The sequence below is a fragment of the Kitasatospora sp. NPDC057936 genome, from assembly GCF_042887525.1.
Classification (GTDB): Bacteria; Actinomycetota; Actinomycetes; order Streptomycetales; family Streptomycetaceae; genus Kitasatospora.
Genome location: NZ_JBHVPD010000016.1, coordinates 55,213 through 80,259, shown reverse-complemented (window position 1 = coordinate 80,259; position 25,047 = coordinate 55,213). Strand labels below are relative to the sequence as shown.

Sequence of the window (25,047 nt, the reverse complement as noted above, 5' to 3'; positions counted from 1 at the left end):
AGTCCTTGGCCTTCCAGGCCGCGTTGTACGGCGCGGTCACGTCCACGGGGTTGACGCTCATGCCGCCGCTTCCTCGCGCCCCGCGGCGCGGGCCCCGCCGGCGCCCCCCCCCACCGGTCCGGGCGCGGGCCCGCGTCGTGGGAGCTGCGACGTGCGTCGTCGGAGCTCCGGGTCTCAGCCGAGCTGGGTCGGCACCGGCTGGGACGTGCCGAGGGAAGCCACCCCGGCGGGGGACAGCGCCTGGTCGAAGAGCTGGACGTCACCGACCCGGCCGGCCGCGTACTCGCCGTAGCTGCCCTGATAGAGGCGGCGGCCGAGCTGGAGCGGGCCGGTGGCGTTCCAGGCGGTGCCGGCGTAGTCGGCCACGCCGGCGGCCTGGCCGTTGACGTACAGCCGCAGTTGCTGCCGGTCGGCGTCGTACACCCCGACCAGGTGGTACCAGGTGTTCACCTTCGGGCTCAGCGGGCCGTCGCCCGGACCGTAGGTGCTGGAGAACGCGCCGGAGGCGTCGTCCGCGTGGGCGTGGCCGATCGCGAAGCCGTGGGACCAGGTCGAGTAGTAGAGCTGGAGGCCGTTGGCGGTGGTGCCCGACTGGGAGACGAACGTGGAGTTGTTCTTCAGGTCGGTCAGGTTGACCCAGGCCGAGACGGTGTAGCTGCTCCCGGTGTTGAGTACGGGCCCGGCCGTGGCGGCGTACGCCGACGAGCCGCCCAGCGCGAGCGCGTTGCCCCGGGCCGGGTCGGTGGTGGTGGCCGCGCCGCCGTTCAGGGTGAGGGCGTTGGCCGGGCGGGTGCTGTCGGTGGTGTCGGCGAGCTTCCACCAGTCGACGGGCTGGTGCAGGTAGCCGATGGTCACCGGGTTGTCGAAGCGGGCGGTGCCGCCCGCGGGCGCGGCGCCCGGGTACTCGATGATCTGGCCGCTCGTGGTGGCCGCGTAGAGCGCCGGGTTGCCGGTGCCCTGGGCGTCGCCGGGGGAGCCGACGGTCGGGTAGTCGTCGCCGCCGAGGCCGAGCGGGAGCACCGCTTGGGCGCCGGGCAGTGCGTTGCCGGTGGTGGTGGCGGCCCAGTTCTGGCCGGAGGATGCGGCGCAGTCCTGGATCGCCAGGCGGGTGCCCGGGTTCTTGTTGTCGGACGGGTCGGCGAGGCAGCGGCCGGAGGCCGGGTTCTTGAGCGAGCCGGGGTTCGGGCCCGGGACCCACTGCTGGGCGTCGGTGTTGTTGCACGGCCAGAGCTGGACGGCGGTGCCGTTGGCGGTCCGGCCGCCGGTGACGTCCAGGCACTTGCCGAGGACGTGCAGCGTGTTGTCGGTGCCCCGCAGGACGGTCTGGGCGTTGGTGCCGTTACAGGTCCACACCTGGGCGGCGGTGCCGTTGGCGGTCTTCGCGTGGTCGATGTCCAGGCACAGGTTCTTGCCCGCGCCGATCGGGACGGCGGAGGTGAGCGCGGCGCCGGTCGGTGCCGCGAACGACGCGGTGGGTGTGCCGTTGGCGAAGGTCAGCGGGTAGCTGAGGACCGCGCCGGTCATGTTGTCGCGGACCCAGAGGGTGGGGACGCCGCCGACCCGGCCCGGGGCGAGCAGGGTGGTGTGGGACCAGTCGCCGGTGCCGATCCGCACGCCGGCCGCGAGGTTGCAGCCGGCCTGGAAACTGCCCGGGTAGTACCGGAGTTCGCCCTTGTCGACGGTGATCAGGTCGGGCGCGTCGGCGAGTTGGGCGAGCTTGCCGGGGGCCAGGATCTGGCTGACGTTGTTCCAGGTGCCGTCGCTGCCCTTGGCCGGGCAGCTGTCCGAGTTCTTGATCGGGATGACGTTCTGGGTCAGCGTGAAGCGGCCCGCGGTGCCGCCGGGGGTGGTGGCGTCGTTCGGGTAGAGGTAGAGCTGGTGGGTCGCCTTGTCGAAGGCGAACAGGTCGTCGGTGCTGCTGCCGGTGGCGGTGCCGCGGTGGGCGATCAGGTAGTTGTCCCAGCCGGTGCCGTCCGGGCTCTTGTCCTTGGTGGAGATCACCTGCGGGTCGGCGGCCGGGTTGCTGTCGCCGCGCACGAGCATCAGGTCGCCGTCGGTGGTCGGGGCGGCGAGGTCCGGGATGCCGTCCCCGTCGAGGTCGCCCTGGACGACCTTGGCGGCCGGGTTCCACGGCGCGAAGAAGCTGTACTGGGCGGTGGTGGCCTGGGTGTTGCCGGCCCCGTCGACGGCCCGGACGTAGAGCGTGTGGGTGCCCCACTGGGCGGCGCTGAGCACGATGGGCACGTCGGCGGTCGCCGCGCCGCCGCCGGTCGCGGTGGCCGGCACCCAGTTCGCGCCGTTGACGTCCGTGTCCAGCGCGTACTCGAAGCGCTTGATGCCGCTGCTCAGGCAGCCACCGGGGCAGCCGGCCGGGGTCGGGTCGGTGGAGGTGACCTTGACGCTCACGCCGCCGTCACCGGCGTGCCCGGTGGGCTGGGCGGTGCCGCCGAGCGGCGGGAAGACCGGGGAGTCGGTGATGGCCGGGACGGTGGGCGGGGTGAGGTCGACCTTGAAGGAACAGTTCGGCGAGACCGGGCCGGTGAGCGTGCCGTCCTCGGCCTGGACCGACCAGCCGTACTGGTGGCCGTCGCTGACGGTGAATGCGAGGTTGGTGCGGACGGTGCCGCCGGGGGAGATCCAGTCGCTGGCCGGCTGGCTCTTCGGCGTCCCGCTCGCCTGGGCGTCCCAGACCTTGAACCGGCCGCGCAGGTTGACGCCGCTCATCCGGGTGGTGAGGCGGGCGTTCAACGCGATGTCGGAGGCGCTGCCGGTGGTGCCGGAGTTGCCGATCCAGCCGGGCTGGTTCTCGCAGCCGTTGCCGTCCGGGTAGTGGGCGGCCGGCGTGGTGCCGAGCGTGTCGGGCTGGTTGGGCGCGATGTCGAAGACCGTGGTCAGGTACGGGTTGCGGTTGAACCGCATGTAGTCGTCGTTGTCGTCGGACTTGGACTCGTTGCCGTAGAGGCCGAAGGTCCAGGTGTCGGCGTGCCCGGCGAGCTTCTTGAGCTGGCCGGTGACGTCGAAGGTGACGTCCTTGTTGCCGCAGCTGCCACCGCCGTTGGCGCCGGTCGGGTTCTGCGTGCCGAGCCAGCCGTCGCCGGTCACCGAGGGCTGGTTGTCCCAGCTGGTGGTGTCGGAGATCCGGCCGACGGTGGCGAGGCGCACCTGGTGCGTCTTGTCGCAGTCCCAGGAGGCGGCGTAGGTCTCGGTGAGGTGCAGCACCGACTTGGAGATCACCATGTCGCTGCTGAGGTTGCCGAGGCCGATCTCGTAGAACGCGCGCTGGAGGCCGTTGCAGTCCTTCCAGTGCTGGTAGCCGACGCCCTGGCCGTTGTCCTGGGCCTTGTCGTAGTACGTGTAACCCGAGCAGCCCTCCTGGACGATGGTGTAGTGGTTGGTGGTGCTGGTCACCGGGCTGACCGCGGGGTCGATGTAGAGCGGCCAGACGGTGTTCGGGCCGGACAGCAGGCCTGCGTCCGGGGTGAGCACCAGAGCGTCGGCCGCGGCCTGGGCGCGGACCGGTCGGACCTGGGCGTCGCCGCCCGGCTGGTGCTCGGCGGGGCTCTGGGGCGCGCCGGCCTGGGCCGGGGAGCCGGCGGCACGGCCGGCCGAGTCCCACATCACCGGGGTCGGGGCGGTGAACGCGGCCGTGCCGTCGCCGCCGTGGGCGGTCAGGGAGCCGTCCGGGCCGGCGGCGAGGGAGAGGCCGTCGGTGGTGTGCGTGGCCAACCGGAGTGACTTGAGCGCCGGGTTGGCGGCCGCGGCGGCGTCGTGGACCACCAGGACCTCGCGCAGGCCGCCCTGGTCGGTGGCGGTGACGTCGAGGTCCACGCCGGGCAGGACGCCGCTGTAGCGGGCGCTGTCGCCGCTGACTTCGGGCGCCGGGAGGTCGGTCGGGAAGCTCAGGGCGAGGTGGCGGCCCTTCGGGTCGGTGAGGGTGGCCAGCGGGCCGCTGCCGCCGCCGGAGAGGGAGAGCCCGGCGGGGGTGGCCTTCGGAGAGAGGGTGCCGTCGCCGTTGCGGGCCAGGCTCGCGTCGAGCGCCGTCCACCGGCCGTCCCGCTTGACCCGCACCGGCTGGAGGTGGGTGGTGAGGGTGAAGGTGCCGTCGGCGTTCGCCGTCGTGTCGGCGGTCTCGGTGGTCAGTTCGTCCACCGGGACGGGGCGGCCGGACTCGCGGGCCGACGCCGACGCGGCTGCGAGCGGCGTCGCCGCGGTCGGCACCGGGGCTGCGGCGGCGGCCGGCTGACCGTCCGCCAGGGCCGGGCTGGCACCGCCGAGAAACAAGCCGGCGAGTGTGGCCGGAATCACCACGGCACGCGTCAGTGTTCGTGCCGGATGGTTCCGGGCGCGGGTGATTTCCCCCATGAGGTCGCCCTTTCAGGACTGCTGGTGACGGCAGCGGGTGTGCCGTGATGTTGTTCACAGCCCGAGGCCCCGCCGGGCCCGTCGAATGTCGGATTTACGCCGCATTTATGCGTGTTCATCCAGCAGAAACCGCCCAGGGGTGAGCGCCGGGAGAACCCTCTGCGATCCGGGTCCCGGGGCGGTCTTTGTCGGTGAAACATTCATGGCCATACGGTGCCGAACGATCATACGTATCGTCAGATGTTCGCACTCGGCGGGCATCTGAAAGGCAATGTTTGACAGGGGGATAGTTCGGCATGCGATCAAAGCTGCGCCGGATTCACGGACCCCGCGCGCGTGCACTGGCACGACGCGGGACGGTCGCCGTCGCGACAGCGGTGACCCTTTCGCTGCTGACACCGATGGCGGTGGCCGAGTCGGTCGTCGGCGGCTACCACTACACCGACAAGCAGTGGGCGGCCGACCCGCTGCCCGAGCTCGCCAAGGTCCAGGGCCACCCGGTGGGCGCCACCGGGGCCAAGCCCGTCCCGGTGCTGACCGCGGGGACACGGGAACTGACGGCGCACAAGGCGGTCGCGCCCGTGTGGCCGACCGCTTCGACCGTCACGGTCGACCTCGGCGCGACGGCCGGGGGAGCCGGGCGGACGAGCGCCGCACCCGCCGCCGTACGGGCGTCGGACGTCAAGACTGACGCAAGTGCCGGCGCCAAGTCCCCGCTGACGATGACCGCCGCCGAGCTGTCGGCCGTCGGCACCCGGGCCCGTGCCCTCGTGAGCCCGCTGGCGCCGCTCGCCCCGGCCTCCTCGGTGCAGGTGCGCACCGCCGACCACGAGCAGGCCAAGGGCGCCGGCGTGGACGGCCTGCTGGTCGGCCTGGAACGGGCCGACCAGGGCGCCGGCAACGGCGCGGTCAACGTCGCGCTGGACTACGGCGCCGTCGAGCAGGCGTACGGCGGCGGTTGGGCGTCCCGGCTGCACCTCGTGGCCCTGCCCGGCTGCGCGCTGACCACGCCGGAACTGCCCGCGTGCCGGGTGCAGAAGCCGATCGAGTCGGTCAACGACCCGGCGGCGAAGAAGCTCACCGCGGCCGTGGCGCTGCCCTCGGCGGCCGCGGCACCCAAGTCGGCGAGCCTGTTCGCCTCGCGCTCCGCGCTCGCCGCGCAGGCCGCGCCCGGTGTGGCGGTCGCCGCGGTGGCGGGCAGCGGCGGATCGCAGGGCGACTACGGCGCGACCTCGCTGTCCGCCTCGGGCGCCTGGTCGACGTCGTCCTCCGGCGCGTTCACCTACCGCTACCCGATCACCCTGCCGCCCGCGCTCGGCGGGGTCTCGCCGCTGGTCGCGCTCTCCTACGACTCGCAGTCGGTGGACGGCGAGACCTCGGCCCGCAACTCGCAGTCCTCGTGGATCGGTGACGGCTGGGGTTACAGCCCCGGCTTCATCGAGCGCTCGTACAAGTCCTGCCGCAACGACGGGATCGACGACTCCGGCGACGAGTGCTGGGCGGGCTGGAACGCGACCATCTCGCTCGGCTCGCACAACGGCAAGCTGATCCGCGCCGCGGACGGCAGCTACCGCCTGCCGAACGACGACGGGACAAAGATCGAGCGCCTCACCGGCGCCGCGAACGGCCTGTGGGACGGCGAGTACTTCAAGGTCACCACGACCGACGGCGCCTCCTACTACCTGGGCCTCAACCACGCCCCCGGCACCACCTCCGACGGTGCCACCAACAGCGCGTGGGGCGTGCCGGTCTACCACCCGAAGTCGGGCGACCCCTGCTACGACTCCGGCAAGGGCAACGCCTCGCAGTGCGACAAGCCGGTCGGCTACCGCTTCAACCTCGACTTCGTCGTCGACTCGCGCGGCAACACCCAGCGCTACGAGTGGGCCACCGAGTCGAACTACTACAACATGGGCTACGGCCAGGTCGCCAAGAACGGCGACGGCGGCACGATGACCCAGTACACCCGCGGCGGCTACCTGACCCAGGTCTCCTACGGCTACCAGCTGGCCGATGCCCAGGCCGGCCGCGAGCCCTCGGCGAAGGTCGTCTTCAACGCGGCGCAGCGCTGCACCGTCTCGGACACCGACTGCCAGGCCGCGAAGCTGTCCAAGGACACCGCCACCAACTGGCCGGACACCCCGTACGACCTCACCTGCAAGGCCGACGACAAGACCAAGGTCGACGGCGACAACACCGACGGCGTCTGCCTGCAAGGCGGTCCGAGCTTCTGGTCCACCTACCGGCTGAAGTCGATCGACACCAAGGTGAGGGTCGGCACCGCCTGGCAGGACGTCGACTCGTACGACCTGAAGCAGGTGTTCTCCGACGCCGGCGGCACGATGGACCCCGTCACCGGCAAGACCCAGGACCCGAAGACCACCGGCGCCCTGCAGTCCGTGATGTGGCTCTCGCAGATCGTCCACACCGGCAAGGACACCTCGGCGGGCGGCACCGGCGCCATCGCGATGGACCCGGTGAGCTTCGTCGGCGTCGAACTGGACAACCGGGTGGACGGGCTGAGCCCGGCGGCGCCGCCGCTGTTCCACCCGCGCATCTCCAGCGTCCAGACCGAGACCGGCGAGTCGATCGCCGTCTCCTACCGCGCACCCGAGTGCTCGCGCGACAACAACCACATGCCGTCCTCGGCCGACAGCAACACCATGGGCTGCTACCCGGTGTTCTGGAACACGCCCGGCGGCAAGGACCCGATCGCCGACTGGTTCAACAAGACCATGGTCGCGCAGGTCGCCGAGAGCGACCGGACCAAGGCGGGCTCCCCGGCCAAGATCACCAACTACGCCTACAGCGGCGGCGCGGCCTGGCACCGGGACGACTCCGACCTCACCGACGACAAGCACCGCACCTGGAACGACTTCCGCGGCTACCGGACCGTCACCACGACCACCGGCGCAGCCCCCGACCCCATCACTCAGACCACCGTCTCCTACCTCCAGGGCATGGACGGCGACTACAAGGCGGACGGCACCCAGCGCAGCGTCAGGCTCGCCAACTCGCTCGGCGAACTGACCACCGACAGCGCGTGGTTCGCCGGAACCGCCCAGGAGGCCGACAGCTACACCCAGGCCGGCGGCACCGTGAACCGCAAGGTGCTCACCGACGCCCCCGGCACCACCGTCACCGCGACCGCGACCCGGACCGCCTGGACCTCGCAGGACCCGGCCCCGGCGAAGCTGTCCACCCTGCCGGACCAGACGGCCCGCAGGGTGCAGTCCACCTCGTCGCGCACGCTGGGACTGCTCTCCGACGGCACCTGGCGCACCGCGCAGACCCGGCAGACCAACGACGCCCTCGGCCGCCTCTCCCAGGTGGACGAGAAGCCCGACGTCTCCGACCCCGCCCAGGAGAGCTGCGCCACCACCAAGTACGCGGACGCACCGGCCGCGAGCCCGCTGCTGCTGACCGTCCCGGACGAGACCATCACCGTCGCGGGCCCCTGCGGCACCGCCGAGGGCGCCTCCACGACGCTCTCGCACAAGCGGATGTTCTACGACGGCGACGGCAGCGTCACCAACCCCGGCACCCTCGGCACCGTCGGCCAGAACGGCACCACCCTCGGCCTGGTCACCGCCACCCAGGCGGTTGCCTCCTACGACGCCCAGGGCAAGCCGGTCTTCCAGACGATCGGCGCGGTGAGCTACGACAAGTACGGCCGCGTGATCCGCAGCCGGGACGGCGCGGGCGCGGCCACCACGACCACCTACAGCCCGGACAGCGGCACGCTGCCCACCTCCATGTCGACCACCAACCCGCTCGGCTGGACCTCCAGCAGCACCGTCGCGCCCACCCGGGCGGCGGTCACCCACGCCGTCGACTCCAACGGCCGCGTCACGGACGTCGTGTTCGACGCGCTGGGCCGCCGCACGAGGGTCTGGTTCCCGGGCCGGAACAAGGCCGCGCAGAGCCCCGACAAGATCTACACGTACGCCGTCCACGGCGCCGGCGACAACCCGGACCCGAACAGCGTGACCACGCAGTCGCTCCGCGAGGACGGCTCGTACGGCTTCAACGCGAGCATCTACGACGGCCTGCTGCAGCTCCGTCAGGAACAGGCGACCACGGCAGACAACTCGGCGGGCCGCGTGGTCAAGTCGACGTTCTACGACTCGCACGGCTGGACCGTCGGCGCCATCGCCCCGTACTCGGACCCGGCGAACGCCCCCGGCACCACGATGTGGGCGGAGACCAACAAGACGGGCCCGTCGGTGACCCGCACCGGGTACGACGGCCAGGGGCGCGCCGTCAGTTCGGAGTTGGACTCCTTCGCCACCACGGTCTGGCGCTCCTCCACCGCCTACCGGGGCGTCGACCGGGTCGACACCACCCCGCCGGGCGGCGGCAAGGCCACCACCACCTACACCGACGGCGAGGGCCGCACCACCGCGACCGTCTCGCGCGACACCACGGGCGACAAGACGCTGGCGCCCAACTCGACGATCTACTCCGGTAGTTCGGAGGTCTCCGGCAGCGTCCGGCTGGCCGCGCAGGCGGACGGCAACCTCGTCCTCACCGCGCTGACCGACGGCCGCACGCTCTGGTCCGCCGGTACCTCGGGACACCCCGGCGCCTACGCGACCGTGCAGGCCGACGGCAACTTCGTGGTCAAGGACCCCAAGGGCACTCAGCTCTGGTCCAGCAACACCGCGGGCCACGCCGGTGCGATCGTGAAGGTCCAGGGCGACGGCAACCTCGCGGTCTACGACAGCGGGAACACCCTGCTCTGGTCCAGCGGCACGGCGAACGCGGCGACCACCGCGGACATCACAACCCGCTACACCTACACCGCAGCCGGCCAGCCGGCCACGATCAAGGACACCGTCGGCAACACCTGGTCCTACACCTACGACCTCCAGGGCCGCAAGCTCACCCAGACCGACCCGGACAGCGGCACCAGCAGCACCAGCTACGACGCTATGGGCCGAGTCGCCTCGACCACGGACGCCCGCGGCCAGAGGCTCTCCTACACCTACGACCAGCTGGGCCGGAAGACCGGCGAATACGCGGGCGGCGACACGAGCGACCCGTCGAAGCTGCTCGCCGACTGGAACTACGACACCCTCGGCAAGGGGCTGTTCTCGTCCTCGGACCGCTACGTCGGCGGCAAGAACGGCAGCGCGTACACCAAGCGCATCGACAGTTACAACGCGCTTGGCCAGCCCACCGCCACCTCGGTGGTGATCCCGGCGAGCGAGGGCAAACTGGCCGGTACCTATCGGGCCTCCGCCGCCTACACCGCCAACGTCGGCATGCTGGCCTCCACCACCTACGGCACCGAGGGCGGCCTGCCCGGCGAGACGATCGGGTACGGCTACAACCTCCAGGGCGGGCTGTACAGCATCGGCTCGCCCAGCACGCCCTACGTCGCCACCACCAACTACAGCCCCCTCGGGCAGGTGTGGCAGACCACCATCGGCACGCCCACCAAGCAGCTGCGCACCGCGCAGACCTACGACCAGGCCACCGGCCGACTGGCCACCAGCAGGGTCACCCTGCAGAACAACACCGCCAACCCGATCAGCAACCTCACCCTCGGCTACGACGAGACCGGCAACCTGACCACCGTCTCCGACGTCCAGTCGAGCGGCGGCACCGACCGGCTCACCGACACCCAGTGCCTCAGCTACGACGCACAGGACCGGCTGGTCACCGCCTGGACGGACACCAAGGGCATCACCGGCGCCACCGCCGGCCAGCTCGCCCGGTGCAACACCGCCAAGCCGAGCCCGGCCACCATCGGCGGGCCCAACCCCTACTGGCAGGACTGGCAGTTCAACCAGCTCGGTGACCGCACCCAGCAGGTCAGCCACGACGTCACCGGCAACGCGGCGAAGGACGCCACCCAGACCCTCACCTACCCGGGTGCCGGCGCGGCGACCGCCAACCAGCCCAACGCGGCCGCCACCGTCACCATCAGCAACCCGACCACCGGCACCACCACCCTGAGCCCCGCCTACGACAAGGCCGGGAACACCACCGGCCGGGTCACCACGGGCGCCAGGACGAGCAACCAGAGCTTCACGTACGACGCCGAGGGCCGCACCCAGAGCGCCACCACCGACGGGAAGCAGAGCGGCTACCTCTACGACGCCGACGGCGCGTTGCTGCTCCAGCGCGGAGCCGGAGCCAACACGCTCTACCTGTTCGGCGGCGTCGAGCAGCTCAACCTCGACACGGTGGCCAACACCGTCAGCGGCCTGCGTTACTACCGGGCGCCGGACGGCACGACGATCGTGCGCTCCAGCAAGGGAGGCATCAGCTACCAGCCGGCCGGCCGTCAGGGAACGGCCCAGCTCCAGATCGAGGGCGCGACCCTGGGAATCACCCGGCGGTCCTACGACCCCTACGGCAACCTCCGTGGCACCAACCCGGCCAACTGGGCGGACAACCACGGCTTCCTCGGCCAGCCGGTCGACACCACCACCGGCCTCAGCCTGCTGGGAGCCCGCCACTACGACCCGGTCACCGGCCGCTTCCTGAGCGTCGACCCGGTCTTCGAGGCTGGCGACTGCAACCAGATGGGCGGCTACGCCTACGCCGCGGACAACCCGACGACGGGCAGTGACCCCAGGGGTATGTGGTGGGGCGAGGACCTGTTCGATGACGCGGTGGACGCCGGAGAGGACTTCCTCGCCGGCGCGGCCGACTCGATCGTCGGTGACCCGTACGAGTGGGTCGTCGACGGTACCGCCGACGTCTGGAACAGCTGCGCCGACCTCTACAACGACTACATCTACCAGGAGAACGCCTGGTACATGCCCGAGGCCGGGCACATGGACTACGTCGACGACACCCCGGTCGCGGACCTGTTCGGCATCGACACCGACTCCGACGCCTACATCGCGGGTCAGGTGACCGGCACGGTCGCCTCGATCGCGATCGACGGCTACGGCCTAGTCAAGGCCGCCGAGGAGGGCTACAAAGCCTACAAGGCCGCGGACGAGATCGACGAGGGAGTCAGCTGGCTCAAGCGGCTCATGAGCGACGACGAGCCGGTCGCCTCGGATCCCGACCCCGCGCCCACCACCCCCAAGAGCGACGAACCGTCCAGCCCGAGCAGCGGCAGCAGCAAGGAGCCCAACACCGAGCCTGGCGGCGGCGGCAAGTCCGCCGACGAGGCCGCAGGCGGGGACGCCCCGTCCGCGTCGGACGGCCCCGCCGAGGTGCCGAGCGCCCGCGGCGACGGCGGCCCCCGGGCACCGGTCGTCGAGGTCGAGGCGGCGGGTGCCGAGTGGTCGGCGGACGAGCGGTTGGCGCAGGCGACGGAGCGGCTGCCCTCGTTCGCGGTGTCCAACCGCTCCGCGAAGACGGCCTCCCGGACCTACGCGGCAGCGCTCAACACTGAGACCGGTGACGTCGCGTTCGCCTCGTCCGGTGGCCTGGCGCCGGGCAAGGCGTACTGCGCGGAGGGCAACGCCCTGAGGGCGCTGGGCGGAGATCCCTCCAAGGTCATCTTCACCCCGGCCTTCCAGGTCCAGCGGGTCGAGGGAGTGCTGAAGGCCATGCCGAAGCCGGTGTGCGTCCGGTGCCAGGCCGACTACCTCCCGTCCAATTTCGTCCCCGGTATCGTGGGCGAACCCGGTGGTCCTTGGGGCCTGTAGCACATGACGGCCGATAGGGCCTGTGGAAAGGTGAGGTACGTGGAACTCGTCGACATCGAGATCGGACGGCACGACTGGGATGCCCTGCACTGCGGGTGCGGCGCCCCGGCCGGTCACCTCGCGGGTGCGCTCGCGCGCTTGGCCCGGGCCCGCTCGGACGAGGAGGCCCGTCTCGACGGAATCGACGGCCATGCGTGGATCCCGTCGGTCGTCATGGAGCCGTCCGTACCGGTCGTCTCCGTGGCCCTCGCGGCCATCACCGACGACGTGTCGCCAGCGGCCCGGCGGGCCTTCCTGGAGATCGTCCTCAACCTGGTCGGGGACGAGGGACAGTGGGAGGGTGCGACCGCGCAGGGCAGGAGCCTTCCCGAAGAGTGCCGGCAGGCGGCCCGGGCCGGCCTGTGGACGCTCTACGCGGAAGTCCTGTCCGGCCGTTCACTCGACTCGGCGGCTTACGCCTTCGAGATCCTCGACCTGATCGAGGAGGACGAGGAACGCCTGCACCGCATGCAGGAAGCCGCAGGCGACCGGCTCCCGTCGGACGTCCGCCTCTGAGCCCATCCGGCTCCTGATACACCGCAGCCCCGGTACGGAACCGCAGCGCCGGGGCTGCGGTGTATCAGGAGTGGTCCCCGTGGTCAGTTGTCGGCGTTCGCAATGGAAGTGCACAGCCCGGTACGGACGAATGTGGAGGGTCAGCCGGTGATGGAGAAGAAGATGCTGTCGGGGGTGTACCAGCCGTTCTTCTTGCACTCCTCCCAGTCCTCGTGCTCGACTTCGAGCACCTCGATCAGCCGGCGCACGTCGTAGTCGAAGTCGGGTTCCATCTGCTCCAGCACGGCGCGGTAGGCGTCGGCGATGGGCTTGGCCTTGGCCAGGGGGAGCACGCCGATATGAGGGCCGTCGACCGGGGTGGGCAGGTGGAACGGGACGTCGTCCCAGCCGAAGAAGAGGTGCTTGTACATGAGCAGGTCGGCGCCCACGCCCAGACGGCGAAGCTCGTCGTCGAGCGCGCTGAAGAACGTGGCGGGCCGGGAGTAGACACCGAGATCACTAGAGTCCGAGCCGTGCAAACTGATGATCGCCTGAAGAGCCGTGGCGTAGGCCGCCGGGGCGTAGGCGGCGCCGCAGTGGGCGTGGCCAGCCAGGAGATGGTCGAGCGCCTCGGGAATCGTCAGACCCCAATCCAGACCCCCCTCGTCCAGGCTGTCCTGAGCCCGCTGCGCCCTCTTCCGGATGAGGCCGAGGACGCGCTGCTGGACGGCGGTGAGGTCTCCGGCGGGTAGGAAGGCCAGGACCTCGGCCTTGTCGATGGTGCTGTACGAGATGATCCGACTCATGATCGACATGCTGCCAGCCGCCACCGACAGGCCGCCGGGCGCCCCCTTCGTCCGCCGCGGCACGGCGGCGGGTGACCGTGCGGACGAGGTGTGCTGCGGGCTGAGCCGCCGTTCTTCGGGGCCGATTACGGGAGACGCCGCCCGCTCGACACGCGGCGTGCGTCGCCGGGCGCGAGCCGACTGGGCACCTCGGGCCCCAGTCGGCGACGTAGAGGATGCCTCCACCGTTTGAAGCGATCACCATCCCGTGGGGGTCATCAGCTTCTGAAACGAAGACGGGCCCTTCCTCCGCGAACCTGTCCAGGACATCGCGCGCCGAGGGGATGAAGTAGCCGTTGCCCACGTCTGGCAACACCACTTCACCGATCGAGTCGTAGAACGTCCGCAGACCCCGAATCCCAGGAGCTCCCGACCGTAGTCACGGGCAGCCCGAGGTCTTCATCGTCGGCGGCCCGGACTTCATTCGTGCCCGGCTCATAGCCGAAGGTCTCCTCGAACGTCGAGATCATGGAGCTCACCGCATCCGTGATCTCGTCATGCCAATGTGACAGCCATGCAGCCGAGTACGAGAGCTGGTCCATGACCCGGATCATGCCACTGTCACCCTCAGCACAAGCCCCCCGCCCCTGAAGGGACCGTTGACGCACAGTGACAAGAGCTGGGCTTGATTCGCTTTGACGGACACCCCTGATCAGGGGCTTCGGCCCTGGGTAAGGATGATGTCCATCATGGAGAGCATGGGGGAGAAGAAGCCTCGCCCTCGTCGCTCGTTCACGCCCGAGTTCAAGGCCGAGATCGTCGAGCTGTGCCGACGCGGTGACCGCTCGGTCGGTCAGGTCGCCAAGGACTTCGGCCTGACCGAGACCGCGGTGCGGGACTGGGTCAAACAGGCCGAGGTCGACGCCGGGGAGCGTGGCGGCCTGACCAGCGACGAGCGTGAGGAACTGGCCCGGCTGCGGCGAGAGAACCGGCGGTTGCGCGAGGACGTGGACATCCTCCGCCGGGCGACGGCTTTCTTCGCGAAGGAGACCCGGTGACGGTGCACCCGTTCATCGAGGCGGAGAAGCAGGCAGGCCACACCGTCAAGCGAGCGTGTGAACTGCTCAAGGTCTCCCGAGCCGCCTTCTACGCCCGCCGCACCGCCGTGCCCGGCCCTCGCGCGGTCCGCGACGCGGAGCTGACCGAGAAGATCACCGAGGTCCACGAAGCCTCTCGCTCGCCGTCCGGAGCATCGGGTGGGTGCGGGCGGGCCGGAGCGCGGTCGCGCACGAAGTGGCCCAGCACCTGGGCGGCGTGGGTGGCCTGCTCGGGGGCGTCCTGGACGATCTGCTCCAGCGCGAGCACTCCGCCGATCCGCACGTACCGCTGGTCGGACCCGAGGCGCTCCAGGGCCACGCCGGCCCCAACCGCGGCCGCACATGCCACCAGGGCGGTGCGCAGGCCGGTGATCAGCGCGGCCGAGCCGCCGGCTTGACCCACCGTGCCGGTGTCGATGTACGCCTTATCGAGCAGGTACGGCCCTCGCCACACCAGCCAGCGCAGACCGACCACCAGGGCCAGGGTGCCGCCCAGGGCGAGCAACCAGGAACCAATCCGGCCCAGGCGCCGCATCCGGCGTGCCCGGGCCCGTCGCCAATCGAGTGCAGTCGTCACACTTCCTGCCTAGGGGAAGCGGCCGCCAGATCGTGGCGCCACTCCGGACCGCGGGGAGCGGTACACCACGGACGGAGGCGCCCACAGTGGAGGACCGCTTCGAGAGGCGGCTTCAGGCCGCACACTCTGGGCTGTCGGCCCGCGCGGGGGTGGCCTGCGATAACAGACGTGATGTCAGGACTTCCGCGATGCCCGGCGACAGCCGTGTCGAATGTCGACACGGCTGCCTCGGCTCGCGGCAGGACCCGCTCCATGTCCGGACACCTCGCTACGGGTTTCCGCGGCCGGAGCCGGCCATCGGATGTGGGGGGGCCGACGAGGGGCGGGGAGCCCTCTCAAGGCGGGGCGTCCGCTCCGGAGGTTCGACATATTTGGTCGCCCCGCGGTTCCCCACGTACGTGCGCACCGTCTCCAGCTTGGGCCAGCGGTTCAACCGCCCTGCCCTCTGCACGGGAACGAAGTGGATGTTGGCGAGCTCGGATTCGGGCACTACAGAGTACGCGGGGCCACCGAAGACGCGATCCCAGGCCTGCCGCCAGACCAACAGGTCGGGGAGCTTCCCTGGCCGGCACCCGGTCAGGAACGCGTGGACCTGCTCCCACGTGGGATCGAGCCCAGTGGAGAGCATGCGGTGAGCGGTGCTCTTGGTGATGTGCAGGCCGCTGAGCTCGGCGTTGGCGGAGATGGCGCGCACGGAGGGGCTGCCGACCTCGCGGTGGTAGGAGCGCAGCCCGTTCTGGAAGTCGAGCCGGCTGCGCATGTAGTTGGGGTGGGGGGCGACGGCGGGGTGGGCCTGACGGGCGATGCGCGCGCCTGCCTTGGGGTCGTCGTAACGGGAGGCCGTCGCGTGCAGGAGCCGGAGGCGCCGTGCGGCCGACAGGAGCCGACGGGCGTGCTGAAGCTGGTCCGGGGAGGCGCCGCAGGCCAGCGCGTACTCCTGGACCGTCTCGATCCTGGGGATGCAGTTGCCGCCCTGGTCGGCGCGGGAGAGCGTGGGCGCGGAGCAGTAGCGCTTGCCGCCGATCCGGTCCGCCATCTCTTTGTAGGTGAGGTTGGTGCCGTCGGGTCGCCGACGAAGCCGGCGGAGGAACCTCGCGAGTTCCTCCGCCGGCCCGCTCTGGACCCCGGCCTTGTTACGGCCGGACATGGTTAGCGGCTCAGCTGCCAACGCAGGCGGGTGCGGCTGCGCAGGGCACGCTTGGTGACGAATCCGGCCGCAGCCCCGATGACGCCGGTCGCCGCCGCGGAGACGATCGGGTTAGCCAGCACGGACGGCTCGCCGACCCCGAGGACTCCGACCAGCAGGACGATGACGACGATGCCGGCGACGCCCACCGGCAGGCTGTTGCGCCGCCAGGGGCGCACGGGAGTCATGGACATGACTCTCCAATCTGTTGACGTGTCGATTACTCGGTACGAGCCCAGCGGCTTGCCGACCGCGTCTGAAGGGCAGTCACGATCCTGCCAAACGGCGTAACGCAATTGCAAGAAGAATCCTGATCAGCCCCTCCAGTTAAATCAATACGTCCCAAGGGAAATGGCCATTTAACCATTCTTAACCTACTCTACGGCTGAGAGTTTTCGCAGGTCAGGGCTCATATGTAGTCTTGCCATTGATTCAATCCGAGCGCCTGTGTCCCATGTTCCGTTGCTACTGCCGCTATTGGATAGGCAAGGTGTTACCCGACTTGCTCTCCCTGGCTTGTCGATTGCTCGGTACAAGGGAACGACCACAAGCTGTTGCCGCAGCCGGTCCCGCGTCGGAGCGCCGACGCCAGGAGTCGAGAGGCTCCTCGCAGATGAGTCGGGGATGTCGGGTGCAACCCGGTATCCCCGTCTTGCTTCCCGCCGGTCTGAAATGACCCCGCCGCAGTGGCACTATGACGCGGCGACTTCCCCCGCCCGGCGGCGGCTCTGACCTGAGGCATCGAGGTGTCGGAGTCTGGTCGAGCACGTACCAACGTTGGTACGTGCCGGCGTCCACGCCGAACTGCCTTGGTTGAACAGGACCAGCCGTCCAGAGCGCCGGAGACGCAGCATGGCGGCGGAGCACGCTGCCCTCCTGCTCTCACCCCGGCAGGGCGGCGGCGGACTGGGACCGGTTCACCGACTTATCTGGCTAGCTAGAAACGCGAATGGGAGGCGGCCCGGCACCCAACGGGGTGCCGAGCCGCCGTGGGCTGTTGGGTCAGACCCCCGGCCTGCACCCCGCCGGGCGTGGCCTCGCCGGCGCCCGGCGGGCCCACCCGCCTCGCAGGAACGTCACGGTGGCTCTTCGGCTGCATCGCCTGCTATCGCAGGTGCCTGGTCAGCTGCGGCAACCTCCGCACGGGGTGGGCCGAAGACCCGCTCGGCCAGGCGAAGGTGGTTGGCGAACCTCTGCTCCGGCTCGCCGGCCTGCTCGGCGGCGGCGCTGGCCTGGCGCAGGAGCTGCTGCTCCGCCCGGTCCTTCCTCCAGGCCCTGACCTCCTGGCTCAGGAACGGCAGCTGCGGCAAGAGCTTGCTCGAGATGATCCAGGCGGTGAGTGGCACCGCGCCGCCCTTCGCCAGTTCGACGAAAGCCTCGATGTCGCCAAGTCCTACGGCGCTGGCGAGCTGGATCGTCACGGTCGGGTTCCTTGTCGGTCGGGCCTGCAGAGGCGGGTGGGGGTGGGGAGCGCCGGTGGTCGCGCTGCTGGACATGTCGGATCACGCCTGCGGCCGGCCGGCGGCACCCGGACTCGACGGCCTGGCCGAACGCCTGCCGCGGTATGCGGCCTGCCTGCACGCGTTGCTGCAGTACTGGCGAGGCCGCCCGCCCATGGCGCGCGCGTACGGGTCCGCCCCGCGGTCCGGGAGGTTCGGCCGGCGGCATTGGCGACACGTCCAGGCCCCGATCTCGCCGAACCCGAGCTCATTGAGGAAGGCCGGTAGATCGGCCGAGCGCGGCACCGCGCCGTCCTGCAGCTCCTGGAGCAGGCCGACTCCCGCTCCGGCGGGGTGCCTCATGATTGAGAGGGAGGAGTAGGCAAGGTGCGCAACCCGCTTCCGGGGGATGCCGAAGTACTCGGTCACCTGGCCCGTGGAGAGCCCGTACACGTGGATCGCGAACATGACGATCAGGGTTTCCCGAGGAAGACGGTCCAGAGCGCTGGTCACGCTGCCGGTACGGGCTCGCTCGGCCGTGGGGTCGAGGTGCTGGCGGTGGCGCTTCAACGGGATCCCTTTCCGGATGCAAGAAACCCCCGGCCGGGTGGCCGGGGGCGGGGGAAACAAAAAGCCCTCAACCTCCGCAGCTGGAGGTCAAGGGCTTCACAGAAGTGCAGATGGGCATAGGTATGCCCGATCGACTCCATGGTCGCGTTTTTCTGGCTGTCCGTCAAATGTCCTGGTCACGGCATCGTCAGGCCCTGGGGCGGTTCCTGCAGACGGACAAGATGGTCACTCTTTTGCCCAGGTTTATGCCGGTGCATCGCTATCACCAAGTGTGCGAATAGTTTCGTAACTCGCCGAGGATCTCAGCTTGGAAGGCCTCGGGGCGTCCTACCGGCCGCGCCCGACCCCGTTGCCGCACTCGCGCCGCTGTTGGACGGCGGCGCCATCCTGCGCCCGGGCCGCGAACGGGCCGTGGAGTTCGCACAGGCGAAGGGCGTTCCGGTGCCGGAGTTCGACAAGGTCGTCGCCCTGCATGAGGAGTATGCCGGCCTGGCCATCATCGCGCTGGACGGCAGGGATCCCAAGGCGCCGGAGAACGCCGCCAGCGCCTGACCCGCCCATGTTCACGCGGCCCACGGCCTGCCGGGCTCCTGCCGGAGAATGCCTGCCGCCCTCCTACACTCATGCGCCCTTGACGCCCGGTCACGAGCGGGTGGAGCGTCGTGCAAAACTGCGCAACCGACTTGGTACGGGAGGGCATCATGACACTACGGTCCGCCGGGGTGGACCCCAACACCGGCAAGGACGAGAGCCCGATGGTGTGGGTGGACGACGAGAAGAAGGAACTGGTCGTCCAGGGTCTCAAGCCCGGCGAGGAGCTCCTGACGGAGATCGGGACGACCGAGTGGGTGCCCGGCCACTCCGTCGGTACCCCCGACCACGAGAACGTGACCCGCATCCCGCTGCGCATGGCGCAGGTCATCAGGAAGGCGCTGGACGATGCCGAACGTGACGGCCTTCTCTGACCTGCTGGCCGGCGTGGTGCAGGGTGCGGCTTCACCGCCGCTCACCAAGAAGCCGATCAGATGCCTCATTGCACTCCCCCCTCCCCGCGGCCGCCGGATCTGCGACCGGTGTCGGCTCCGACAGTCCCGCGGCGCAGCGTACCGCCGCCCCGCCCCTGACGTGTGGAGTGCTGTCGTGTGCTGTGAGGGCGCGGTAGCGGCTCGGTCAGGACCCGTCGCGCGCCTGTGTGTCGGCACGTGGCAGCATCTCGCCATGACCGCTCGCTCCAGACGTTTCACCGCCGGCCGCACCGTCTTTCTCGGGTATGCCGTGTTGCTCATCGTGCTCGGGGTCTGGACGACGGTGCAGCCCTGGGCCGATCCTTTGTCCGGCTCCGGCGAGTTGCCTGCGGTCGGCTTTGCGGTGGCGTCTGCACCGGCGGCGCTTCCGCTGGTCGTGACCGGTGTTGGCGGGACGCTGAGCGACCCGGCCTTCAATGCCCTGGTCGTCCTCGTCGCACTCGCCGAGGTTGCCGTCCTGCGCTGGATGCTACGGCGCCGCGCGCCGAAGGGGCAGGCGGCCGACTGAGCGTCTGGCTCGGCGTGGTGTGGGCGGCACGCCCGCGGCACCCGCTGGCCTGCCGGTGCCCGGTTGCGCCGCGCGGTGGCGTTGAGCTTGCTCCGCTTTGAGCGTCTGCGCTTCTTGGCCATGCACCACGGTGACCGGACCGCCGAGCAGGAAGTCCAGGCCCAGGCCTTCGCGGCCAGCCTGCGGCCGCACTGCACACCGGGGGCCAAGCAGCACCGGATCGTCGTGCTGGAGGAGTACCTCGCCCCCGGCCGCTGACGGACCGGGCACGGCCCCGGCCTGGGCTGGCGGGGCCGTGCCCGGGTGCGTGATCCCGGGACCGCGCAGTCCCGGCCGAGCAGGACAACGCAGGAGGTCCCGCCGGACGGCACCCGCAGTCCTCCCCGTGTCGGTTCACGGCAGCGGCGTCGCCGACGCCGCCCCGACAGCGCCTCCGCGGTCCCGCAGGGCCGCCGGGACCGCTTACCGCAGCCGGCGCCCCGGCTGCACCCGATGGCATGTCAGTTCCGTGCGCGATACTCGCCACCATGCCGGAAGCCGGACTCGACGCCGCCGCCCGGTCCCTGCGGGCCTGGTTGAACACCGAGCAGTTCACCGACCTGCCCAGGCACGAAGCCACCAGGTTCTTCACCGACTCGGTGGTGAAGTGGGGCGACGGCCTGGGATACCAGGCACAGCGGGAGGTACCACTGCCGCCTCACCCTCGCAGGCCGGACCGACGAACCGGGCGCCTCGACCTTCGGCTCACCCACCGTTCCGGGAAAGGACGAGCCCTCAGCATCGAGATCGACCGCGGCGACAAGCAACTGTCCCTCGACAAACTCACCCAGGCTACGGAACGCGGCGACCTCGCCCTGTGGCTCCGCTGGGGCCGCCAGCCCGTCCGTCTCACGATCCCACCGGGCATCCGCCTCATCCGCGCCCACGTACTCAAGCGCAACGCCCTCAACCAGCCCGACCGCTACTCGCTCCAGCCCGACAACTGTGGCTGACGGCGGGACCCCGAGAACATCGTCGTCGTGCAGGTTCCCGGAACCCCGCGATGCGCCAGCGCTTCGGCATGGGCCCCACGTTCGCCTGACCCGGTCGAGGCGTCCTCACTGGCCCGGCAGGGCGGACAAGCTGTCGCTCTGCCAGGCCGGGCCGCGCGCCGAAGCCGCCATTTCAGGACAGCTGCAAGCCGGGGGCGGCGCTGCCTGACGGGCTGGACGTGCCGGGTAGCCCACGGCCGCGTTCCGGTCGGCCAGGCAGCCGTCTGGCAGCGCCGGCGCTCTGCCGGGCCGGCCCGAGAGGCGGATCCGCGGTCAGGGCGTGGGAATTGGCACCCTGCAGGGCGCCCGCGCTAGCGTTCGCGTGTGCAACGTGCGCTGCCCCGGCCACAGTTGGCCGTCGGGCGGCAGACGACGGAAGGAGCGCGACGTGAGGCAGGACGCAACGGGCGCCGCGGGGGCGGCGGTGTTCACGCTGGGGGAGCTCCTGGCGGACGTCTCCACGGGAGATGCGGTGCTTCCCCGGGCATGGGAGAGCCAGTGGGATCCGCGGGACGACTGGAACCCGCCGCCCTCCTCTGCATCCGCGCTACTGGGTACGGTCGTGCCGCACTGCGCGGTACTCGCACTGGCCGGGGCGCTGTCCGCGTCCGCCGGCGGCATGGACGCCGAACTGCGGGTCGAAGCCCTGGGCCCGACGAAGGTCCTGATGGTGTACCAGGAGCGCCGTTTCGGCCTCGGCCTGTCCGACGGCGCCTGTACGGAACTGTGCCGGGACCCGGGCTGTGAAGGTGCGACCCTGGACGACGAAATCCCCTTCTGCACACTGCACTTGCGTTCCCTTGACCTGTACTCACTGGTTGAGGTCGCAAGGTCCTGGGCCTGAACGTTCCACGCCCCGGGCGAACCTGAACACAGCAGCGTGGGCCGGCACGCCGACGAGTTGATGAAAGCCGCTGTCGCAGCGGCAGCAGGGGCCATAGTGGCCGAGGCGATCGTGACCGCGGCCTTCGATGACCCCGGCGCGATGGAGGAGCAGGACGTACCCGCCGCGTACGGGGACATCCTGCGCACCCGCCATGCCATGGACCGCGAGCGACTGCGACTGTGGGAGACGGGCCGGAAGGAGGCAAGGCGGCTCCGGGAAGCGGCGGACGGCTGTGCAGCATGTCACCGAGCCCTGGGATGGGTCGACCACGGCTTCGCCGCTGGTGCCTACCCGGCATTCCGTCCCGGATACTGTTCCGCGGCCTGCGATCCGCTGCCAGCGCCGCGCGAGCGGTACCGGGAAGCAGAGGCGGACCGTTCGGCACGGGCGCAGCTGTGCGAGAGCCTTCCTTCCTGAAAACGGAACAGCAGCGGCTGCCGCCGATGCCGTGGCCGATCGGCTTCCTACGCACCAGCGTCACCCGCCCCGTCGTCCGCCCTGAACGGGCCCGGTCAGCCTGACCGGCGGTTCCCCGAGGGGCCGCAGCCCCGGCCTCCGTACGGAGCCGGAATTCCTCGGCCACGGCGGTGGCCAGGGCGGTGTCCCATACGTCGTCCCGGGACCCACGGGCGGTGCGCCGGGTGATGGGACGACCGGAGCGCGCGGTGACAGAGAACTTCGTGGTCCCGCACCTGGCCGCCAGGTGTGGGACGGCAGCCCGTCCAGGCCGGACGGTACGGGTCCCTTGCTTCATGTCACCAGATCCAGTGATTAATCCAGTGGTTCATGTGAAATATCCATTAAGCATGTATAGAATTTAGCTATGCCACTCAGTACGTTGGAAACGCTGCGGCTCACCATCGCCGCGATCCGGCAGCGCACCGGCGAGAGCCAGCGCGAACTCGCCGGCGCCATCGGCCTGACGCAGGACAAGGTCAGCCGCCGTCAGTCCGGCGCCCAGCCCTGGTCGCTGGACGAGGTCGACGCCCTGGCCCGCCACTGGGGCATGGGCCCGCTCGACCTGCTCGCCGGCCCCACCCGCGCCGCCCAGGCCATCACCTGGCCCCCCACCCACGCCGCCCCCCAGCCGGTCGCGATGCCGGTGTCCGCCACCTTCACCGCCACCACCCCGGTTCCGGCACCCGCCGCCGTCCCGGCGACCCCTGCCCCCGCGGCGCCGACCGTTCCGGCGGCCTCGGTCGCTGCACCGGCCCCGGCCGCCGAGGCCGCCCCCGCGCCGCTCGACCCGGCGACGCCCACCGGCATTTCGGCCGCCCCCGCCGCCGCGGACTACGACCGGGGCCCGGACGGCGAGATCGCCGTCCACCCGGCCGCGCCGTGCGAGCAGTGCGGCCGCCCGGTGACCCACCGGATCGCCGGCCGCCCGCTCCACCTCGGCGGCTGGTGCGCCCCCGCCTCCGTCGGCGGTTCGGTCACCGCACCCGTCCGGTCGGCCCCGGCCGAGGCACTCGCCGCGCTCGTCCAGGCCGCCGCGCCCGCCACCCCCGACGTCGTCGCCGACCGGGCCCCCACGGTGCCGGCCGCGGCCTCCCAGGCCGCCGTGCCCGCGCCCGCTGCGCCCCGTCAGGCCGCCCCGCCGGCGGCGTCGCGTCCGGCGGCGTCCTCGCGGGCGCGGAAGGCCCCGGCGAAGACCGCGGCCAAGGCCGAGGGGCCGTCCGACTGGGAGGCCGCGGCCGCCGCGCGGTTCCCGGCCGGCCCGCTCGCGGTGGTGGACGTCGCCCCGTCCGGCCGGTCCCTGGTGGCCTACCTCGCCGACGGTACCCAGGCGCCGACCGCGCCGGCCGGGCGCACGCTCGCCGATGTCGTGGAGTGGGCGGTGGAGGTGAAGCTGGGCTCGCCCAGGCTGCACCGGCACGGCAAGGACGGCGACGCTCTGGTCGTCCTGACCGACGCCGCGCTCGCCGAGCTCGGGCTCCCGGCGATGGGCCGGGACGAGAAGAAGGAGTTCGTCCAGCGCCTGGGGCAGCTGGCGAAGACCCACAAGGCCGTCAAGCAGCTGGAGAAGGCCGGGTGGCTGCTCACCCAGCGGGGCCTGGGCCCATGGGCGCGGATCTACCGCACCCCCGAGGACGGCAAGCGGGTCTGCGCGCAACTGTGCATCCCCGGCTGGGGCGCCCTCGCCTCCGGCGGCTGGCAGATCCCCGACGGCCTCGCCGCCGGCGACCTGGCCCGCCTGCTCGGCACCTACGCCACCCGCGTCCTGACCCCGCGCGGCTCCACCGCCGTCTCCGGCCTCGAACTCGTCACCGCGCTGCGCCCGCCGACCCGCGCGGTGCGCACCGAGGCCGGCTGGACGTCCGGTCCGGTGGAGGGCTCCCGGCCGAAGGAGGCGTTCGACCCGGCGCCACCGGAGGTCCCGGACATCCATCCCCTCGCCCAGGAACGCGGCCCGGGACAGGAGCTGGTGACGGAAGCATGGGACTGGTTCCGCGAGCTGACCGAGGAGGAGAAGCGCACGGCACTGTACGGCGTCGGGCTGGACATCAACATGGCGTTCCTCGCGGCCGCGGGCAGGTTGACGCTGCCGCTGGGTCCGCCGGTGCACGAGCTGCACCCGGTCTTCGACCCGAAGATCCCGGGCTCCTGGCTGCTCGACCTCTCCCACGTCGAGACCGATCCGCTGCTGCCCAGCCCGTTCACCGCGGACGGGTCGCGGCCGACCGGTCCGGCCTGGTACTCCACGGTGAAGCTGGCCTACGCGATCGAGCTCGGCGCCACCGTGCGGCCGACCGAGGCGTACCTGCGCTACGAGCACGGCCCGTACCTGGACCCGTGGCACAAGCACCTGCGGCAGGCGTACCTGGACACGATGGCCGCCCTCGGCGTCCCGCTCACCCTCGCCGACACCGACCCGGCCGCCTTCCTCGACGCCATGGCCAACCTCAAAACCGGCGACCCGGCCGAGCTCGCGGTGCTCACCGCGATCAAGCAGACCGCCAAGGGCACCATCGGCAAAATGCGTGAGCGCCCCCGCGGCCACGGCTACAAGCCCGGCGAGCGCTGGGCCGCCCTGGAGCGCCCGACCTGGGACCCGCTGATGCGCGCCGAAGTGATCGACACCGCCACCGTGAACCTGCACCGCAAGCTGCGCCGGATGCGCCAGCAGACCGGCCTGCACTGCTTCGCGGTCCTCTCCGACTGCGCCGTCTTCGCCGCCCCCGGCCCCGGAGCCCTGGACGTCCTCACCCGCCCGGACGGTACCCTCACCACCGCACTGCGCCTGGGCGTCAGCCCCGGGCTCGTGAAGTTCGAGGGCTCCCGGCCGATGACCGAGATCGCCGAGCTCATCGCCGACGACACGAACCCGGCCCGGCACATCAAGACCGGCGGAGCCGTTTCCGCCGACGAGTAGTCACCCCCGGCCCGCCGCCACCCGGCGGCGGGCCGCCCACCACGACCACCAGCAG

The 25,047-nt window shown here is 71.1% G+C and carries 18 protein-coding genes; 10 read left to right on the top strand and 8 right to left on the bottom strand.

From position 1 onward, the window contains the following. Window positions 1-174 precede the first annotated feature (174 nt). Window positions 175-4,281: a LamG-like jellyroll fold domain-containing protein gene (locus tag ACFVU9_RS11505; protein WP_387592321.1), complete on the bottom strand. Its 4,107-nt coding sequence runs from the start codon at window positions 4,279-4,281 to the stop codon at window positions 175-177. Between the two features lie 482 nt (window positions 4,282-4,763). On the opposite strand from ACFVU9_RS11505, the gene ACFVU9_RS11500 reads away from it, so the two are divergent. Then, window positions 4,764-11,981 (top strand): RHS repeat domain-containing protein, encoded by a 7,218-nt coding sequence (locus ACFVU9_RS11500; RefSeq protein ID WP_387592318.1) that lies wholly within the window; start codon window positions 4,764-4,766, stop codon window positions 11,979-11,981. Between the two features lie 39 nt (window positions 11,982-12,020). Continuing rightward, the gene (locus tag ACFVU9_RS11495; protein WP_387592315.1) at window positions 12,021-12,536 is read left to right on the top strand and encodes a hypothetical protein; all 516 of its coding nucleotides are present in this window, start codon (window positions 12,021-12,023) and stop codon (window positions 12,534-12,536) included. Between the two features lie 140 nt (window positions 12,537-12,676). On the opposite strand, the gene ACFVU9_RS11490 is transcribed toward ACFVU9_RS11495, so the two are convergent. Together ACFVU9_RS11490 and ACFVU9_RS11485 are read right to left on the bottom strand one after the other, a co-directional pair. Further along, complete coding sequence (locus ACFVU9_RS11490) at window positions 12,677-13,321, bottom strand: hypothetical protein (RefSeq protein WP_387592312.1); 645 nt, start codon at window positions 13,319-13,321, stop codon at window positions 12,677-12,679. Window positions 13,322-13,680: 359 nt separating this feature from the next. Further along, window positions 13,681-13,902, bottom strand: coding sequence for a hypothetical protein (locus ACFVU9_RS11485; RefSeq protein ID WP_387592309.1), 222 nt, complete (start codon window positions 13,900-13,902; stop codon window positions 13,681-13,683). Window positions 13,903-14,049: 147 nt separating this feature from the next. On the opposite strand from ACFVU9_RS11485, the gene ACFVU9_RS11480 reads away from it, so the two are divergent. Continuing rightward, window positions 14,050-14,358, top strand: a complete 309-nt coding sequence (locus ACFVU9_RS11480) for a transposase (protein ID WP_387592307.1) — start codon at window positions 14,050-14,052, stop codon at window positions 14,356-14,358. Window positions 14,359-14,446: 88 nt separating this feature from the next. Here the strand turns inward: ACFVU9_RS11480 and ACFVU9_RS11475 are convergent, their stop codons facing one another. The 5 genes from ACFVU9_RS11475 to ACFVU9_RS11455 all read right to left on the bottom strand — a co-directional run bounded on the left by ACFVU9_RS11475 (window position 14,447) and on the right by ACFVU9_RS11455 (window position 18,169). Continuing rightward, on the bottom strand, window positions 14,447-14,902 hold the full coding sequence (locus tag ACFVU9_RS11475; RefSeq protein ID WP_387592304.1) for a hypothetical protein: 456 nt from the start codon (window positions 14,900-14,902) through the stop codon (window positions 14,447-14,449). 340 nt (window positions 14,903-15,242) lie between these two features. Continuing rightward, window positions 15,243-16,121 carry a helix-turn-helix domain-containing protein gene (locus ACFVU9_RS11470; protein WP_387592301.1) on the bottom strand — a complete coding sequence of 293 codons (879 nt, stop codon included), beginning with the start codon at window positions 16,119-16,121 and terminating at the stop codon, window positions 15,243-15,245. A gap of 2 nt (window positions 16,122-16,123) precedes the next feature. After that, a complete protein-coding gene (locus ACFVU9_RS11465; protein WP_387592298.1) occupies window positions 16,124-16,354 on the bottom strand; it encodes a hypothetical protein in 231 nt (76 codons plus the stop codon). Window positions 16,355-17,236: 882 nt separating this feature from the next. Then, entirely contained in the window at window positions 17,237-17,581 is a 345-nt protein-coding gene (locus ACFVU9_RS11460; RefSeq protein ID WP_387592295.1) for a hypothetical protein, read from the bottom strand. Window positions 17,582-17,662: 81 nt separating this feature from the next. After that, window positions 17,663-18,169: a hypothetical protein gene (locus ACFVU9_RS11455; protein ID WP_387592292.1), complete on the bottom strand. Its 507-nt coding sequence runs from the start codon at window positions 18,167-18,169 to the stop codon at window positions 17,663-17,665. A gap of 411 nt (window positions 18,170-18,580) precedes the next feature. On the opposite strand from ACFVU9_RS11455, the gene ACFVU9_RS11450 reads away from it, so the two are divergent. The 7 genes from ACFVU9_RS11450 (at window position 18,581) to tap (ending at window position 24,992) form a co-directional block, all read left to right on the top strand. After that, window positions 18,581-18,721: a hypothetical protein gene (locus ACFVU9_RS11450; RefSeq protein ID WP_387592289.1), complete on the top strand. Its 141-nt coding sequence runs from the start codon at window positions 18,581-18,583 to the stop codon at window positions 18,719-18,721. 149 nt (window positions 18,722-18,870) lie between these two features. After that, window positions 18,871-19,134 (top strand): hypothetical protein, encoded by a 264-nt coding sequence (locus ACFVU9_RS11445; protein ID WP_387592287.1) that lies wholly within the window; start codon window positions 18,871-18,873, stop codon window positions 19,132-19,134. Window positions 19,135-19,387: 253 nt separating this feature from the next. Then, entirely contained in the window at window positions 19,388-19,702 is a 315-nt protein-coding gene (locus ACFVU9_RS11440; protein WP_387592284.1) for a hypothetical protein, read from the top strand. Between the two features lie 120 nt (window positions 19,703-19,822). After that, window positions 19,823-19,960 carry a hypothetical protein gene (locus ACFVU9_RS11435; protein WP_387592281.1) on the top strand — a complete coding sequence of 46 codons (138 nt, stop codon included), beginning with the start codon at window positions 19,823-19,825 and terminating at the stop codon, window positions 19,958-19,960. A 269-nt stretch (window positions 19,961-20,229) separates the two neighbouring features. Next, a complete protein-coding gene (locus ACFVU9_RS11430) occupies window positions 20,230-20,694 on the top strand; it encodes a hypothetical protein (protein ID WP_387592278.1) in 465 nt (154 codons plus the stop codon). Between the two features lie 427 nt (window positions 20,695-21,121). Continuing rightward, the gene (locus ACFVU9_RS11425; protein WP_387592275.1) at window positions 21,122-21,577 is read left to right on the top strand and encodes a hypothetical protein; all 456 of its coding nucleotides are present in this window, start codon (window positions 21,122-21,124) and stop codon (window positions 21,575-21,577) included. A gap of 865 nt (window positions 21,578-22,442) precedes the next feature. Further along, window positions 22,443-24,992 (top strand): telomere-associated protein Tap, encoded by a 2,550-nt coding sequence (tap, locus tag ACFVU9_RS11420; RefSeq protein WP_387592273.1) that lies wholly within the window; start codon window positions 22,443-22,445, stop codon window positions 24,990-24,992. The last annotated feature ends 55 nt before the right edge of the window (window positions 24,993-25,047 follow it).